Genomic DNA, 16,701 nt, shown 5'->3' with positions numbered 1-16,701 from the left:
AACGGACCTAACCTTACCCGCCTGGCTGATTGTGAAGTACTACCGACTGCGCTATCAACAGGAGTTTTTAATCCGCGATGCTAAGCAGTTTACGGGTCTCACTGACTGTCAGGCCCGGTCGGTCAACAAGTTGGATTTCCATGTGAACACCGCTTTGTCAGCGGTCAATATCGCCAAAATAGAGCAGGGCGTTGGTCAGCAGCCTTTTTCGATGGCTGATGTAAAGACCCTGTATCACAACAAGTTATTACTGGATCGTTTTTTTTCCATCTTACCGCAAGGCACTGAGCTGACTAAAAATGACCCTCAAGTGCGTCAACTGTATAGTTTCGGCTGTATAGCTGCTTAATTATTGACGAACTATTGATTGGAAGAGAAAGCTATAAAAATCCTTATTTCAGAAATTTCGTTAACCAACAAAGACAACTCGCTTATGGGTGCTGATCTAAAAATATGATAGTCAATACTTTGTACATGCAGTAGGCCTGAAATCTTTATAGGCTTGTTGAGTATCCAGGAACTCCGCAGGAGTGGCATCTTTGGTAAATTATATCACTCCTGCGGAGTTCTTAAGAGCTTGTAAATTGTTTATTTTCTACAAAGATGCCATCTCTACGAGGTTAGTCTTTTTTACCAGAAAGTCCTTATCAAAAAGATAACAGTGCAACACTCCAACCCCGGTCCATACCGGGGTTTTACTTTTCAATCATACCCATCAATCAGTAAATAAGGCCTGTATTTACCTTATTAAGCCAACTAGCATTGATTGATTACAGAAATGGATATACCTCAACTCAAAAAAGCCCCGCTTACTTACGACGTTGTTATCGTTGGCTCAGGTGCCGGGGGCGGCATGGCTGCCTATACATTAGCCAAAGCCGGTGCTAAAGTAGCACTGCTCGAAGCGGGCGGCTACTTCGACCCGGCCGACCCAAAGTACATCACCCAATTGAAATGGCCCTGGGAATCGCCCCGGCGTGGAGCCGCTACCGATGCCCGTTCGGGCGGGGATTTCGATGCAGCCTGGGGTGGCTGGGATATCGAAGGCGAACCCTATTCATCCAAAGCGGGTGGTGAGTTTCACTGGTTCCGGTCCCGGATGCTCGGCGGGCGCACTAACCATTGGGGGCGTATCTCCCTCCGGTTTGGTCCCGACGATTTTCGGCGGCACAGCATGACCGGCGTCGGCGTAGACTGGCCCATCGGCTACGACGACATAAAACCATTCTACGACCGGGTAGATAAACTGATTGGGGTATTTGGTTCTGTCGAGAATTTCCCGAATGAACCCGACGGTATTTTTCTGCCACCACCCAAACCGCGTTTGCACGAACTGATGATTCGAAAAGGAGCCCGGAGCATCGGCATCCCGGTTATTCCATCGCGGTTGAGTATCCTGACCAAACCCATCAACAACGAGCGCGGGGCCTGCTTTTATTGCCATCAGTGTAATCGGGGCTGCCAGGCCTACGCCGATTTCTCGGCCTCATCGGTACTCTGTATTCCCGCTGTAAAAACCGGCAATGTAACCCTGATAAACGGGGCGATGGTCCGCGAAGTGCTGACCGACCCACAAACCGGACTGGCCACGGGCGTGAGTTACATCAACAAAGCCAACATGGAAGAAATAACCATTCGGGCCAAAACCGTGATGCTGGGTGCCAGCACCTGCGAAACCGCACGGATTCTACTCAATTCTAAATCGTCCCGCTTTCCCAATGGGCTGGCCAATAGCAGTGGCGTAGTTGGTAAATACCTCAATGACTCCACCGGAGCCAGCCGTTCGGCCTTTATACCGGCCCTGATGGACCGCAAACGCTATAACGAAGATGGCGTGGGGGGCATGCACGTCTTTACGCCCTGGTGGCTGGACAACAAAAAACTGGATTTCCCGCGTGGGTACCACATCGAGTACGGAGGTGGTATGGGCATGCCCGGCTATGGGTTTGGCAGCGGTATCGAATCCATGAACGGCACGATTCCCGGTCGCGATGGCCAGACGAAGCCCGGTGGTGGCTACGGAGCCAGCCTGAAAGATGATTACCGGCGATTCTACGGGGCTTACATTGGCATGGCGGGTCGGGGTGAGCCGGTCCCCCTCGAAAGTAATTACTGCGAAATTGACCCGAACAAGGTCGATAAATTCGGTATTCCAACGCTTCGTTTTCACTACAAATGGTCGGATTATGAGGTGAAGCAGGCCAAACACATGCAGGATACGTTCGAGGAAATTATTCACGCTATGGGCGGTATTGCCCTCGGTCCGAAACCCGGTCCCGATACGGCACACGGATACGGTCTGGCGGCCCCCGGCCGGATTATTCACGAAGTGGGCACCGTTCGGATGGGGAATGACCCGCAAACGTCAGCCCTGAACAAATACCAGCAGGCGCACGACGTAAAAAATCTCTTTGTTGTCGATGCGGCCGCTTTCCCATCGCAGGGAGATAAAAACGTAACCTGGACCATTCTGGCCAATTCCATGCGAACGAGCGAGTATTTGATTGACCAGGTCAAGAAAAAGAATATATAAAATAGTGCCTGAACAAGTGTCATTTCCGGGATAACCAGCAGGAACAGGGTAGCCGATTGCTTATATTGCCGCGTATCTAACAAAATATGAGAACACCTGTATGAAACGTGAAATAGCAGAGAACCCCCTGAAAGGATTAGCACTGGCTGTGGGTGCCGGTATGTTGGCCGGCCTTGCCGGGACAGTAGCCATTACGGTCTCACAACTGATTGAAATGAAACTGACCGATCGGGCACCCAGTACAACCCCCGTGAAAGCAGTGTCCAAGGTGCTCGACATCAAGCCAACCAATAAGACTAACCGGGAGAAGGTTTCGCAGGAAATTCACTGGACCTACGGAACCGTATGGGGTATACCCCGGGGTATCATGTCGATGGTTGGATTACAGGGGTGGCCTGCTACCCTACTTCATTTTACCACGATCATGGGTACTGCCCTGACCTTATTACCCAAACTGGATGTAGTGCCGCCCGTTACGGAACAGGAGCCTAAAGCCATTGCCATCGATGCCCTGCACCATGCCGTTTACGCCCTGGCTGCTGGTTTAGCCTACGATGCTATCGATGAACGGGATTGAGTTTTTGCCTGTCCTTGTCAACAGGCAAAAACTCAATCCCGTTCATCCGTTTAGCCACTGGGAATCAGTTAACAAAAAAAATAGGAGAGCCGGTGGGTTACTTTTTTGATTGTCCTGAATTAATGGCAAACAAACCGTTTTAATTCAGTACAACCATGAAAAAATCAGCATTCTTCTTTCTATCAGTGATGGCGCTGGCTACTGCCTGTTCCAGCACGAAAACCGAATCCACAGAATCAGCTGCGACCGTAACGGATACGACTGCGATGATGAGCGATTCGACAACCATGATGAGCGACTCTACTACGATGATGAGCGATACCACCATGAAGGATACCATCAAGTAAGTGTCCTTTCAGACTAGCCTGTTAACACAAGAAGACCCTCAGCATTGAGGGTCTTCTTGTGTTAACAGGGATCATTCCCGTAAACGCTAATGGGAAAAACCACCCTGGCTTTTCCGGACGGGTGTTTTCTGACGACCAGACGACCAGTCTTTACGCAGACCGATATATCCCCCGGTCGAATTAGGCAACAACGCCCCCTGATCGGTCGCAACCGTGGCATTTATATGTAAAAGACCAACGACTGGTAACTGCACCGGAGCCGATAGCTTTAACAAACCCGAAAACTGCCGGGGAAACCCTGGTAGTGGAGCGTTGTAGGTTCCCAGGTTTTGACTGTACGATAGTTTGAGTAGCCACACGGCCTTCTCTCCTACCCGGCCATTTACTCCTGCGTGTACCATTGATACCCGATTATTGACAATAGGACCATACGGTATGGCGGGATTTATGTCACCTTCGGGTGTGAGAAAAGGGGTGCCAATAGTATGAGCGCGGGTTGTCCAGCCATCAATGTATTGTGCATTGTTAAAGTAATCAACTTTGCCCCGGCGTTGCGGGTCTTCGATAACAAACTCATTTCCGCCCTGGTCAACTGTATACAGGAACTCGACAAGTGCCCTGTCTACCGAAATATAACTGTCCCCGCGCGATTTCCGGCGAATACTAAGGCCATTTAGGCCGTCGGCGATAGTGGTCAGGTACCAGATGGCACCCGTATCATAAGGATTCTGGCGGTAGACAAAAATAGTGAAATCACCCACATCAAATTCAGCTCCCAGATCCAGCGAACCCAGGTGGTTACCGATCCGGTTCGTTTCATCGAACGACGTGACATTACCATCCACGGCGGCATTAGGGTACGGCAAAGCCGTTATCGCATATAAATAAGCCTTGAAGCTGGACGGTAACTGTCCATTGTTCGACACGCCGGGTGCTATGAAGGGAGAGTATCCATTCCAGGTAACCTGGTGATTGATACCGCCATATAAACGGACAGGTCCCGATGGTCGGCCAATTCGAATATACAAGGTTGACTGCTGCATCAGCGCGTTGGAAACCTTCCGGTTTACATTTTCAAACCAGGCGTTGGCAAACGTTGCATTGATGCTGATAGCCCCTTTTGTGAAAGGAAGGGGAACGTACCCACGGGTCCCGATTTGAATGGTTGGCAACGGGAGCGCATTTCCTGACATGGCATAGGCACCCGACGTTAGTAATGTATCCACCAAACCCGCAATGGTTTTCCGGCGACCGACATATATCTCCAACTGCCGCCAGCGGGCTTTAATGTACGCTTCGGGCAGAAATACCTGCTGATTAGCTGGTATGGGACCCATATTCCCGACAACATCAAACCCGTATCCCCAGTCTACCTGCCGGTTTTGCCCCGGTCTGTAGTCAGATGAAATACCGGCCCGCACGGCTACAAATGAGTTAGCCAGCGGAACAGTGCCATACTGATTGGCACGCTGCCAGAAAGGTACCGCTGGTCCCGATTTCCCCAACGCCCCTGCTTCTACGAAAGCCTGCGTCGTTCTCCTTAAAGAGTCAGGTTGCCCGGCTGCTTTCTGGTAAGCAGTAACCAATATTAAAATAAGTAAACCCCGAGGTATAAAGTGCATCAGCAATAGCTTAAGCAAGAAAACAATACAATTGAAGAAGTGGACGGTTTTAAAAAGATTAATAAGGACACTCCTGGTAAGCAATTGCTCAATGAGCCAGCTTTTCAGCCGCTTTTTCATCGACCAGCCAAATAAGTTCACCCGTTTCCGGCCTGATTTGCTGGGAGGGATAAGTATCAGGATTATAGGCTCCTTCCAGTACTTCCTTGAGCGGTTCAGCCTTCTTAGGCCCTGCCACCAGAAACAGTATGCAGGATGCCCGGTTCACGATGGGTGCCGTTAGCGTCAGTCGGAACATCGTTTGCTGCGTCAGAAAATAAGCTTTCGTCCAGGCTTTTTTTTCGTGGACAACGTCAGTGCCGGGAAATAAAGACAGGGTATGCCCATCGTCGCCCATACCAAGCAGAACCAGATCAAACGTGGGGCCGGGCGACGCTTCGCCTGTTTCGCCAAAGTACGTATGTAAGACCCGATCATAGTCGGCGGCAGCAGCGTCGGGTTCCAGATCGGTACGCCAGACGTGAATCTGTTCTTCGGGTGTGTAAACGTGGCCAAGCAGGGTATCGTAGGCCATTCCGGCATTACTCTGCTCATCCTCAATGGGTACGTACCGTTCGTCGCCCCAGAAAATGTGCAACTGCATCCACGGAATCTGCTCCACAAAAGGAGGTTTAGCCAGCAGCTCGTGTAATGCTTTGGGCGTACTTCCCCCCGATAGGGCAATCGTAAACCGATCCTGCGTTTTAAGCACCTCGTTGATGCGCTTCGTAATAAAACTGGCCGCTGCTTTGGCCAGTTCGGTCGGATTTTTCTTAATAATCAGTTGCATGAACGTTTCTTACACAAAGTCATCACGCATCGGCGTGAATAAATCAACCAGTTCACCCGCTTCCACACACACGGCCCCGTGCCTTACATTGGGTGGTATATAATACGCATCACCCTTCCGCACGGTACGGGTTTCGCCGGCAATGGTAATTGCAAAGGCTCCACTGGCTACGTAACTCATCTGCGTATGGACATGGCTGTGGGCAGCCCCAATACCACCCGTTTCAAAGCGAACTTTTACCATCATCAGGTTGGCATCATACGTCATCACTTTACGCTGTACACCATCAGCCACCGTTTCCCACGGCAGGCTTTCATCATCTACAAAAAGAACCCCTAGCTGAGTTGCTGTCATGCGTTATAGTGTATGGTTTACGGTATTTGGTTTACGGTTAGCTGACCGTAAACCGGATATCTTTATTCGGCCGTCCAGTCGAACCCGTCTTTTTCAACCAGTTGCGTAGCGGCATCCGGTCCCCACGAGCCGGGGGTATAATTCGGAAAATCAGGGGTTTTACTTTCCCACTCCTCCAGAATTGGCGTTACTACTTTCCAGGCAGCTTCGACCTGATCGGCCCGCATAAACAGCGTAGCGTCACCCGTCATTACGTCGAGCAACAGCGTTTCGTAGGCTTCCGGCTCCTGACCGTCGTAGGCATCTTTATAGCTAAATACCATCTCGACCGGATCGATGGCCAGTGTTTGTCCGGGTCGCTTCACCTGAAACCGAAGACGAATGTCCAGATCGGGTTGAATATCGATAGTGAGCCGGTTCGACTGCCAGTTTGCAGTGGCTTCGTTCGGAAACGCGTAGGATGGTGCAGGTTTGAACTGGAGCGTGATAAGGGTGGCCTTTTTAGGCAGGGCTTTACCCGTACGGAGATAGAACGGTACATCTTCCCACCGCCAGTTGTCAACGTATAATTTGACAGCGGCAAATGTCTCGGTGGCCGAATCGGGTTTAACGCCTTCCTCTTCCCGATACCCTACAATTTCTTTCTCCTCTTTTTTGCCGGCTGATTTCTTGCCCGGCGTGGATTCGCCCGGCCGGTCCGCCGGTGCGGTGGATTCGCCCGGTCCGTACTGTCCCCGAATGGCAACGTTCTTGACCTGGTCGGGCTGAATCCGACGAATAGCGTTCAGTACGTCGACTTTTTTGTTCCGCACTTCGTTGGCATCGAACGAAATAGGCGCTTCGGTCGCAACCATACACAGCATCTGGAGCAGGTGATTCTGGATCATATCCCGCAGTGCACCCGAACCTTCATAGTACCCTCCCCGTCCTTCCAGTCCCACCGTTTCGGCCGCCGTAATCTGTACGTATTCCACGTAACGACGGTTCCAGATCGGCTCAAAGAGGGAGTTGGCGAACCGCAGCGCCAGAATATTCTGTACCGTTTCTTTCCCCAGGTAATGGTCTATCCGATAAATCTGCTCTTCGGCGAAAAGGCCACCCAACAGTGTATTTAGTTCCTGAGCCGTTTTCAGGTTGTGCCCAAATGGTTTTTCAACGACTATCCTGACCCGTGATTTGTCGCCACAGAGCGAAAGTTTGCCAAGGTTCGTGGCAATATCGGGCACCAGTTGCGGGGCCACTGCGAGGTAAAATACAACGTTTGCCGCTACCCCCCACTCCTGTTCTTTGACAGCAACAAAGTCAGACAGTTTAGTATAAGCCTCATCATTGCCAGCATCCATTGGCAGGTACGAAATAGCCGGTGAAAACGACTTCCAATCCTTATCACCATCGCTTTTTCGCCTTGAAAACGACTCTATCCCCTCCTCCAGACGCTCCCGAAACGATTCGTCGGTATACGGAGTGCGGCCTAATCCAACTACGGCAAATTGATTGGACAGGTACTTATCGAGGTACAGATTATACAACGCAGGGGTTAGTTTACGAAGGTTCAGATCACCACTGCCGCCGAAAATAAATAAAATGGTTGCAACGGGTTGCTGATTGGTAGCTGGTATCATAAGTTGGTCGTATTGGGAGGGCGCAAATTACCGTCCGTCTGATTTCCGAACAAGTTTAGTTCCATAAGGTTTCATCTTGCCCCCCGATTCCACTACTTTTGGGCGTTGTTCTTACTTAGTTTAATACATGAAAATAGCTATTGGTTCCGACCACGCAGGTTTCCGCTACAAGGAAGCCATCAAGCAATTTCTGACCAACCTCGGGCACGAGGTTATTGATAAAGGCACGTATGCCGAAACGCCACCCGTCGATTATCCCCTTTTTATCCGGCCCGTGGCCGAAGCCGTAGCGGCCGGTGACGTGGACCGGGGTGTGGTCCTGGGCGGGTCGGGCAATGGGGAAGCCATAGCCGCTAACCGGGTGAAAGGCGTTCGCTGTGGTTTATGCTGGAACGAAGAATCGGCCCGGTTGTGTCGCCGGCATAATGATGCCAACGTCATCTCCCTCGGCGAACGGATGATGGACGAAGAAACCGCCCTGAAGCTGGTAAAAATATGGCTCGATACGCCGTTTGAAGGGGGCCGTCATCTGGCTCGTATTCAGGAACTGGATAGATAGTCAATTGGTCAGACAGTCAGTGAGTTGATCCGTTTTTTTCGCGTCAGCAGCTGGCCAACTCACTGACTGTCTGGCTCTCTAACTGATTGCCTGCCTAAAAAACCATGAACAAACGCACCCGACAAGTCAGCTACTTCCTGTTCAGTCAGTATTTTTCTGACGGGCTGCGAACGACGCTTTCTATTCTATTACCCTCATTGGTATGGGCGCAGTTCGGGGCGCTTCAAACGGGACTTGCCATGTCGCTGGGGGCGTTGAACGTTAGTTTGAGCGATGCTCCCGGCCCGGTCATGCACCGCCGTAATGCCATGGTCGCTACGGCCCTGATTGGGTTTGTGGTTACATTCATTACGGGTTTTGCCCGGATGAACCCCTATTTTCTGGCGGTAGAGATTCTGCTGTTCAGCTTTTTTTTCTCGATGTTCGCTATCTGGGGAAACCGGGCAGCTTCGGTAGGTATGGCGGCTCTGCTCATCATGATTCTGATGCTCGACCGCCCGCTCAATCCGGAGGGGGTAATTGAAGAAAGTTTGCTGGTGCTGGCCGGTAGTATATGGTACACCATTATTAGTTTGCTCGTATCGCAGTTGCGGCCTTACCTGCTGGCAAAACAGGCGTTGGGTAAGTGCATCCATGAAATTGCCAAACTAATGGCCATTAAGGCTGATTTCTATTCCACCGCTACCCAACTGGATGACGATTACCGGCGATTTATTGCCCAGCAGGTGGTGGTGAGTGAAAATCAGGATGCCGTGCGCGAAGTACTGTTCAAAAGCAGGCGTATCGTGGCAGAATCGACCCAGACCGGCCGATTGCTCTTACTGACGTTTACCGATGTAATTGACCTGTATGAGCAGATTATTGCCATGTACTACGACTACTCGGACCTGCGCGACCGCTTTGGTAAAACCGGCGTACTGGAGAAGATTACCCATCTTATCAGGCAGCTGGCCACCGAACTCGATCACATTGGCCTGGCGGTTCAGTCACCCATTCCGCCCGGTAAACCCCGGTCACTTGACCCGTTGCTCCAGGCGTTAAAACAGGACATCGACGCGCTGGGCGATCAGGAAGGGAGTACACTGGTGCTCAAAAAAGTACTGGTCAGCCTGCGTACCGTCCGGCAACGAATCACCACGATTCAGGGCAACCTGTCGGGAGCCGACATTGGTTCTCAATCCGACCGTGACCCCGAATACGGCCGTTTCGTATCGCATCAGGTCATTACAGCCGCTTCGTTTCGAGACAGTTTAACGCCTGACTCCTCCGCTTTCCGGCATTCGGCCCGCGTGGCAATCGCCATGCTGCTGGGCTTTATCCTGACCAAACTACTCCCCTACGGCCATCATAGCTACTGGGTTCTGCTCACGATTTCGGTTATTCTGAAACCTGCTTTCAGCCTGACCAAACAGCGGAATATCGAGCGGATTGGCGGTACGCTGATTGGCGGTGTCATTGGCGTATTGATTCTCACATTCGTCCCCAACAAAACGGCTCAGTTTGGTTTTATGACCCTGCTCATGCTGGGCACCTATAGCGCACAGCGCGTCAACTACCAGGTAATGGTTATCTGCCTGACTCCTTTTGTCCTGATTTTGTTTAGTTTTCTGGGTATCAATTACCTGGGCGTTGCCGAAGAACGGTTCTTTGATACACTCTTCGGCGGTGTCATTGCGCTGATAGCCGGTTATGCCTTTTTTCCCAAGTGGGAATCAGAACAGTTATTAAGCCCTATGCAGGCGGTGCTGAGAGCAAACGTCCGTTATGTTCAGTTACTGCTCGACAGTTTGTTGGGCAAGGGCATTGGTCTGGTCGACTACAAACTGGCCCGGAAAGAAGTGTTCGTTACATCGGCCAATCTGGGAGCTACCTTCGACCGGATGGTTTCGGAGCCGAAACACAAACAGCGGAATGAGAAACTTATCTATCAGTTCGTGGTATTGAACTACGTTCTGTCGGCCAACATAGCCACCATTACATCAGCCCGGTTAGCTGGCGAGCCTGTTTTTTATCCGGCTTCGTACCTGAGGCCCGTCAAAAGGGCGTTGTTCATGCTAACGGAAAGCCTGCAGAAGCTGGACAAAACGACCGAAAAAGCTGAACTGGATTCCGGCATGCAGGAAGCCTATCGCCCTGCATCTGTTACAGAAGATGCTTCCCTACTGGAACATCTCCAGTTTATTCAGCAAATCAGTGGTGATATTATCAAACTGGTTGAACAGGTAAGCTAGCGAACACCCTTCCAACAGCCTGCCGGTATACGGTCAATTTCATGGTCCACCTTTTCAATTAGCGTATAGTTCTTTAGTTTCAGGCTTTTATAACCATTCACCTCATCAAATGAACTATTTCTCCCCCCTTATTCTGCTGGCCTGTCTGGTCAGTACGTATTCCGGACTGGCTCAGGCTCCCACCATTGACCAGTCCATAGCCATGAAGAGCGTATCGAATCCACAGCTTTCGCCCGATGGCCGGTGGGTAGCCTACACGCTCACCCGGACTAACTGGGATGATAACGCCTACGACACCGACATCTGGATAGCCAATACGGCAACCGGCGATAAATTTCAGTTAACGCATTCCAAAAAATCAAACAGTAATCCGGCCTGGTCGCCCGATGGGAAGTGGCTGGCCTTTCTGTCCACTCGTGACGATAAGGCGCAATTGTACGTAATTAGTCCAACGGGCGGAGAAGCCCGGCCGGTGTCGAAATTTGAGACGGGTGTAACGGCCTTTAAATGGTCACCAACGGGCAAACAACTCATTTTTTCAGCTACCGTACCCGACGCGAAAACCGACAAGGAGCGCAAGGAAAAATACAGTGATTACGAAGTCGTTCGCGATGACTACAAGATGGTTCACCTGTACCTGCTCGATAGTCTGGACAAGGAGAAACCTGCGGTAGCCAAAGCCCTGACCAAAGGCATCGGGTTTTCAGTAGGCAGCTTTGTGGTATCGCCGGATGGGAAGAAAATTGCCTTCGATGCATCGAAAAACCCGGACCTCATCAATGGCCATACGGCTGATTTATACGTTCTGACGCTGGGCGACACCATAACCCGCAAGATTGTTTCGCTGAAAGGGCCGGACCAGAACCCGGTCTGGTCGCCGGATGGGCAGCAGATTGCCTTCACGACCGCCAACGAAAATGAGTTTTATTTCTACAGCAATCGGCTCATTGCCACCGTACCCGCCACCGGTGGAACGCCCAAAATCCTGACCAATACGTTCGATGAAAATGCGAGTTTACTGGAGTGGACGTCCGACGGAGTTTTGTTCAGTGGGTACCAGAAGACGTCGGCCCATTTGTTCAGAATTGATCCTGCTTCCCTGAAAATAGACCGTATAACCAAACCCGACAATCTGATTGCTACGCAGTTTTCTTTTAGTAAAGATGGTCGTCAGATGGCCTTTGTCGGGGCCTTGCCGAACCAGTACCCGGAAATTCAGGCGTCTCCCGTGTCTGTTTTTGCCCCCAAAGTACTAACGGATATGAGCACCCAACTCGCTTCATACAAAACAGCTACCCGTGAAGTAGTGAGTTGGAAATCAGTCGATGGGAATGTAATCGAAGGTATCCTGATCAAGCCTGCCAACTACGACCCGGCCCGTAAATATCCGTTACTGGTCGTGATTCATGGTGGGCCTACGGGCATCGACCTGCCCTCAATAACGGCAGATCGGTACTACCCCGTTGAACAGTTTACCGCTAAAGGAGCGCTGGTGTTACGGCCAAATTATCGGGGCTCAGCGGGATATGGCAGCAAGTTCCGGGCGTTGAACGTTAAAAACCTGGGCCTCGGCGACTATGATGATGTGATATCGGGCGTTGATTACCTGATTGGAAAAGGCATGGTTGATAAAGACAAGGTAGGCGCAATGGGCTGGAGTCAGGGAGGGTACATTTCGGCCTTCATCACGACTTATAGTGATCGGTTCAAAGCGACGTCGGTCGGTGCTGGTATATCGAACTGGGCCACTTACTACCAGAATACGGATATTACGCCGTTCACCCGGCAGTACCTTCAGGGCACTCCCTGGGATAACGCCGACATGTACCAGAAGACCTCCCCCATCAGCTACATCAGCCGGGCCAAAACTCCTACGCTTATCCAGCATGGCGAGTTAGACAGGCGGGTACCCATCGCCAATGCGTATGAACTGCGGTTGGCGCTGGAAGACAAAGGAGTGCCCGTAAAAATGGTGGTGTATAAAGGGTTCGGCCACGGCATTACCAAGCCAAAGTCCATGCGGCAGGTGATGGAAGAAAACTATCGCTGGTTCAGTAAATACATCTGGGGAGAAACTCTGTGAATCCCATCTTCCTGCCAAATTCTGCGATCTGGTAACGTCATTAAGCAAAAAGCTCCGACAGTTGGGTTGTCGGAGCTTTGCAAGCAGGTATGATAGTAAGACCCAGAAGTGTCCCTTTTAGTTGCCCGGTTGAAAAACTGCTTGATTATTTTTCAGTTTTATTTCCAAAAACGAATTCGTCATCTATTGTCAAGTTATCGCAAATAGCTATTACCATGCCTTTTTTAGTCCTTGACCTCGAAATGACCGGCCCGGAGCCGGACTACAATGAAATCATCCAGATTGGTGCCGTGCTCTTCGACGATAACTGGGTCGAGAAGGGTCAATACCTTACTAATGTATATCCAGAAAATAAAGAAGCGTTTTCCTCATCATCCGAAAAAATCCATAACCTCTCCCTGGCCGAGCTGGAGGATGCGCCCATGATCTATGATGTATTGCCCGAACTGGAAGAATGGATCTGTACTACCCTGGGTCTGCGCGTTCCGAAAGGGCAACTGGACCGAACTCCATTCCTGCGCGATGTCATCATCTGCGGGCAGAGCGTTATCAACGATATCAATTTTCTGAAAGAAGCGTACCGATACGAGAAGCTGAAATGGCCTTACTCCCGCGTATTGCTCGATTTGCATACGCTGGGCTATTTCAGCTTCCGGGTGCTGAAAGCCAACGGCCAGAAAGTACCGGACCGGTTAAGCCTGACCGCCATTGCCAGCTACTTCGGTTTTGCCCGCGAAGATGGCTTTCACAACGCGTTGGAAGACGCCGTACTGACTGCCAAATGCCTGAAAGAGGTGTTTGCCCTGAGTGAGCGATTAAAACTCCCCGCCTGATCCGTTCAGGCTATGAAATGATAAAAGGGCGGGGGCTAAAGCAAAGGACAAAGATTAGCAAAGCGAGCCAGCCCATCACCTGCCGTTTGAGATCGAGTGGCTCCTCCAGTTCCGTTTCCGGGTGGTAGATACCCAGAAAACGCCCTAGTATGAAAGCGAAAACCAGAAAGCCAGAGTATCCCTCCACGTCAGGGTTAACCCAGGCTACTACCAGTTGGGTAGCCACTACGCTGAGGGTAACAAGTAGCGATGTCATCCGGTTTTCGCTGATGCGCGAAAAGGCCAGAAACAGGAAACCCACATAAAGGGTAAAATTACCTAGTTCAGAGAAGAATTCTTCGTTAGTCGGTACCGCAAAATCGGCTGGTTTGTAAATCCCTAACCCGGCAAAAAAGGCAAAAGCCGTAAACAACGCGGGAGCCACCACCTGAAATCGTTTGCGGCCAATGAGGGCATACAGTATGTGGCCCCCGTCGAGTTGACCAACAGGAATCAGATTAAGCGACGTAAAAAACAGGGACAGGTATCCCGCCAGTACGAAAGGGTAATGGGTCATCTCATACGGGTGGGGTAACCGGGTGGGATCAGCCACATAAGTTTTAAAGAAGTTGAACAGGAGGTTATCACCCAGTGCCAATCCCCCTTCGGGCATGTGCTGATACGCATACTTCCCGTAATCCAATCCCCATTTCTGGTATTCGGGATGAATGGTAAAAATATACTCTGGTGGGGGCAGGTGAGAGAATGCGTACCAAAGCACGACCAGCGCCAGCACAAACCCGGCCAGGGGCCCGGCAATACCAATATCGAAGTATTTCCGGCGGCTATTGATATAATCCTTGATGCGGATAAACGCCCCCAGCGTACCAATGCTCTGTCCAATACCAAACCAGATAGGGATGTAATAGGGTAGTGTTACCTTTACCCGGTTGGCTTTTGCCGTAAAATAGTGTCCAAACTCATGGACGGTCAGGATAGCTAGGAACGGCACGGAAAACTGAAACCCCGCCAAAAACTCGGTCCATCCAAGCGGCTGTGTCCCCTCAAACGGGATAAACAACCGCCCGTACATCCACTCAGCCCCCGCCAGTGTGGTAGTAACGAGGGTAATTAAAAAAAGACCTCCGTGCAGGAGGTACGATTTAACACGTTGGTCCATAATTGAATTATGCATGATGAATTACAAACGATGAATTGACACTCATCCATCATTTACATTTCATCATGCATCATTTATAACTCTTCAGGTAATCGAGTATCGTTTTGGGTGGCTGTACATGTACGGCCTGAATACCTAACCCGGCAGCCGCATGTATGTTTGCCGCATTGTCGTCGAAAAAGGCAGTTTCTTCCGCTAGCAGACCTGCTTCGGCCAGAACGTGCTCATAAATGGCGGACGATGGTTTCGCCATGAGAACGTCGTACGAATAGAAGACCCGCTCGAACAGCTCTTCCAGCGTCGGCTGGTTCAGATTGGTCAGCAGTTGGTTTACCTGCCGAATATGAATAGGACTGGTATTGCTCAGCAGAAACAGCCGGTAGTTGGGTGCCAGTTCTTTGATACGCTCAACGCGTTCGATGGGCAAATCGAGCAGTACGCTGTTCCAGGCCGTGTCGATCACCTCATCGGCCCACGCAGACGATCCGTCGCTGCGGTTACCAAGCAACTGTCGAACGTGATCCCGGAAGGCTTCATCGTCGACCAGGCCCGTTTCGTACCGATTCCAGATATCATGCTGTTTCCAGATGGCGCGCACATCCTCTTCGGGCATATTGGCCAGCATCGCGAAATTCCGGGCGGGGGCAGTCAGATCAATCGGGATGATCACATCACCGAGATCAAAAATAAGGTTTTTGAGAATTGGCGTATGGTTGGCGGAGTCCATTCACATCCGGTAGTCGCTTAGAAAATAAACCGGTGGCCAAAGATAACGCTTGATTTGCTCACAAACAGCGATAAACGAGGGACAAAGTTTTTAAATCAGCTAACTGGATACCTCACCCAGGTCGATCAAACACTGATTAAGTTCGTTCAGGTACCGACCATACAGGCGATGAATATACCATTTGAGCATAAAATAGGTCCCGATTACGGCAGCAACGGCCAACACCAGTGAAAGCACCATAAAGACCATTGTCGGCTTTTCCGGAAGGGCAGCAAAGGCCGGATCGCTGGTATCGGCAGTAGCACCGATATAGCCTCCCAGCAGCGCACCCAACGGAATGGAACTCATGCAATAGCGGTAGTAGATACGTACGAACCGGCTGATAATAGCCACCATTTCCTGTAGATGGTGATGCACCGATCCCGTTGCCTGATTCAGGCGGGCCTTCAGCTGGCGATACTGCCCCGTAAACAGCACTACCTGAATGATGCTGATGAGCACCAGACCCGCCCCTACCCATCGAAAGATCGTTGACGACCAGGTTGCCATAATCAGGGAAAGCACCACCAGGATAACCAGGGACGCACCCACTTCCCACAACAGATTACGCATAATACGCTCGATGGCCGTGTGCGATCGTTGCTGAAGCATCCCGTCCAGATCGGCCCCGGACTTATCAGGAACCTGCTCGAAATGAGTCTGGTAGGCTAGTTTAAAATCATCCAGTTCCATTTCTTAGTCCGGTTGTACGGTTTGCTTGAGCTGTTGCCTGATGCGATTCATTTTTACCGCCACATAATTGGGCGTAATGCCCAGGAACTGGCCAATGGCCGCATAATCATACTCGTCGAGATAGAGCATGACTACCGCTTTATCAATTTTGTTCAACTGCCCAATGGCTTTGTAGAGCGCGGCAAACTGCTTTTCAGTAGCGTCGTCGCTCAGGTCGGGCAGTTGCAGTGCCTCATCCAGTTCGTGTTGAACTGGTTTTCGCTTTACCTGACGAAAATAGGAAATGGCGGTATTCAGCCCGATCTGATACAGCCAGGTTGAAAACGCAGCCTCCTGCCGAAACGTACGGTTCGCTTTCCAGGCGTTCAGCAAAATTTCCTGAAATAAGTCCTCACGATCCTCCGGTTTGTCGACGTAGAGGTGACAAACTTTATGAATGATTTTCTGATGCTGGCGAATTTGTCGGACAAATTCGTGCTCTGACAACATATAG

At 50.8% G+C, this 16,701-nt stretch carries 15 protein-coding genes and 1 pseudogene; 8 read left to right on the top strand and 8 right to left on the bottom strand.

Annotated elements, in window-relative coordinates:
* The 4 genes and pseudogenes from B157_RS38980 to B157_RS38265 form a co-directional block, all read left to right on the top strand.
* A pseudogene (locus B157_RS38980) lies at positions 1–349 on the top strand (hypothetical protein); the annotation flags it as partial.
* Positions 350–778: 429 nt separating this feature from the next.
* A complete protein-coding gene (locus B157_RS0113110; RefSeq protein WP_020603779.1) occupies positions 779–2,533 on the top strand; it encodes a GMC oxidoreductase in 1,755 nt (584 codons plus the stop codon).
* Positions 2,534–2,633: 100 nt separating this feature from the next.
* On the top strand, positions 2,634–3,110 hold the full coding sequence (locus tag B157_RS0113105; protein WP_020603778.1) for a hypothetical protein: 477 nt from the start codon (positions 2,634–2,636) through the stop codon (positions 3,108–3,110).
* Positions 3,111–3,265: 155 nt separating this feature from the next.
* The gene (locus tag B157_RS38265; RefSeq protein ID WP_157618431.1) at positions 3,266–3,457 is read left to right on the top strand and encodes a hypothetical protein; all 192 of its coding nucleotides are present in this window, start codon (positions 3,266–3,268) and stop codon (positions 3,455–3,457) included.
* A gap of 86 nt (positions 3,458–3,543) precedes the next feature.
* On the opposite strand, the gene B157_RS0113095 is transcribed toward B157_RS38265, so the two are convergent.
* The 4 genes from B157_RS0113095 to zwf form a co-directional block, all read right to left on the bottom strand.
* Positions 3,544–5,079 (bottom strand): capsule assembly Wzi family protein, encoded by a 1,536-nt coding sequence (locus B157_RS0113095; RefSeq protein ID WP_157618430.1) that lies wholly within the window; start codon positions 5,077–5,079, stop codon positions 3,544–3,546.
* Between the two features lie 88 nt (positions 5,080–5,167).
* A complete protein-coding gene (gene pgl / locus B157_RS0113090; protein ID WP_020603775.1) occupies positions 5,168–5,908 on the bottom strand; it encodes a 6-phosphogluconolactonase in 741 nt (246 codons plus the stop codon).
* A gap of 9 nt (positions 5,909–5,917) precedes the next feature.
* Positions 5,918–6,262: a cupin domain-containing protein gene (locus tag B157_RS0113085; RefSeq protein ID WP_020603774.1), complete on the bottom strand. Its 345-nt coding sequence runs from the start codon at positions 6,260–6,262 to the stop codon at positions 5,918–5,920.
* Positions 6,263–6,324: 62 nt separating this feature from the next.
* Positions 6,325–7,884 carry a glucose-6-phosphate dehydrogenase gene (zwf, locus tag B157_RS0113080; RefSeq protein WP_020603773.1) on the bottom strand — a complete coding sequence of 520 codons (1,560 nt, stop codon included), beginning with the start codon at positions 7,882–7,884 and terminating at the stop codon, positions 6,325–6,327.
* Positions 7,885–8,011: 127 nt separating this feature from the next.
* On the opposite strand from zwf, the gene rpiB reads away from it, so the two are divergent.
* The 4 genes from rpiB to B157_RS0113060 all read left to right on the top strand — a co-directional run bounded on the left by rpiB (position 8,012) and on the right by B157_RS0113060 (position 13,590).
* The gene (gene rpiB, locus B157_RS0113075) at positions 8,012–8,443 is read left to right on the top strand and encodes a ribose 5-phosphate isomerase B (RefSeq protein ID WP_020603772.1); all 432 of its coding nucleotides are present in this window, start codon (positions 8,012–8,014) and stop codon (positions 8,441–8,443) included.
* 104 nt (positions 8,444–8,547) lie between these two features.
* Positions 8,548–10,674 (top strand): FUSC family protein, encoded by a 2,127-nt coding sequence (locus B157_RS0113070; protein ID WP_020603771.1) that lies wholly within the window; start codon positions 8,548–8,550, stop codon positions 10,672–10,674.
* A gap of 109 nt (positions 10,675–10,783) precedes the next feature.
* The gene (locus B157_RS0113065; protein ID WP_020603770.1) at positions 10,784–12,757 is read left to right on the top strand and encodes a S9 family peptidase; all 1,974 of its coding nucleotides are present in this window, start codon (positions 10,784–10,786) and stop codon (positions 12,755–12,757) included.
* A 215-nt stretch (positions 12,758–12,972) separates the two neighbouring features.
* Entirely contained in the window at positions 12,973–13,590 is a 618-nt protein-coding gene (locus tag B157_RS0113060) for a 3'-5' exonuclease (protein WP_020603769.1), read from the top strand.
* Positions 13,591–13,600: 10 nt separating this feature from the next.
* On the opposite strand, the gene B157_RS0113055 is transcribed toward B157_RS0113060, so the two are convergent.
* From B157_RS0113055 to B157_RS0113040, 4 genes are all read right to left on the bottom strand, one after another.
* Positions 13,601–14,749 carry a site-2 protease family protein gene (locus tag B157_RS0113055; protein WP_020603768.1) on the bottom strand — a complete coding sequence of 383 codons (1,149 nt, stop codon included), beginning with the start codon at positions 14,747–14,749 and terminating at the stop codon, positions 13,601–13,603.
* A gap of 70 nt (positions 14,750–14,819) precedes the next feature.
* A complete protein-coding gene (locus B157_RS0113050) occupies positions 14,820–15,476 on the bottom strand; it encodes an HAD family hydrolase (RefSeq protein WP_020603767.1) in 657 nt (218 codons plus the stop codon).
* A 99-nt stretch (positions 15,477–15,575) separates the two neighbouring features.
* Positions 15,576–16,208: a hypothetical protein gene (locus B157_RS0113045; protein WP_020603766.1), complete on the bottom strand. Its 633-nt coding sequence runs from the start codon at positions 16,206–16,208 to the stop codon at positions 15,576–15,578.
* A 3-nt stretch (positions 16,209–16,211) separates the two neighbouring features.
* Positions 16,212–16,697: an RNA polymerase sigma factor gene (locus tag B157_RS0113040; RefSeq protein ID WP_020603765.1), complete on the bottom strand. Its 486-nt coding sequence runs from the start codon at positions 16,695–16,697 to the stop codon at positions 16,212–16,214.
* Between the last annotated feature and the right edge of the window lie 4 nt (positions 16,698–16,701).

This window comes from Spirosoma spitsbergense DSM 19989, assembly GCF_000374085.1.
GTDB classification, from domain to species: Bacteria; Bacteroidota; Bacteroidia; order Cytophagales; family Spirosomataceae; genus Spirosoma; species Spirosoma spitsbergense.
This window is presented reverse-complemented; position numbering and strand designations above follow the sequence as displayed.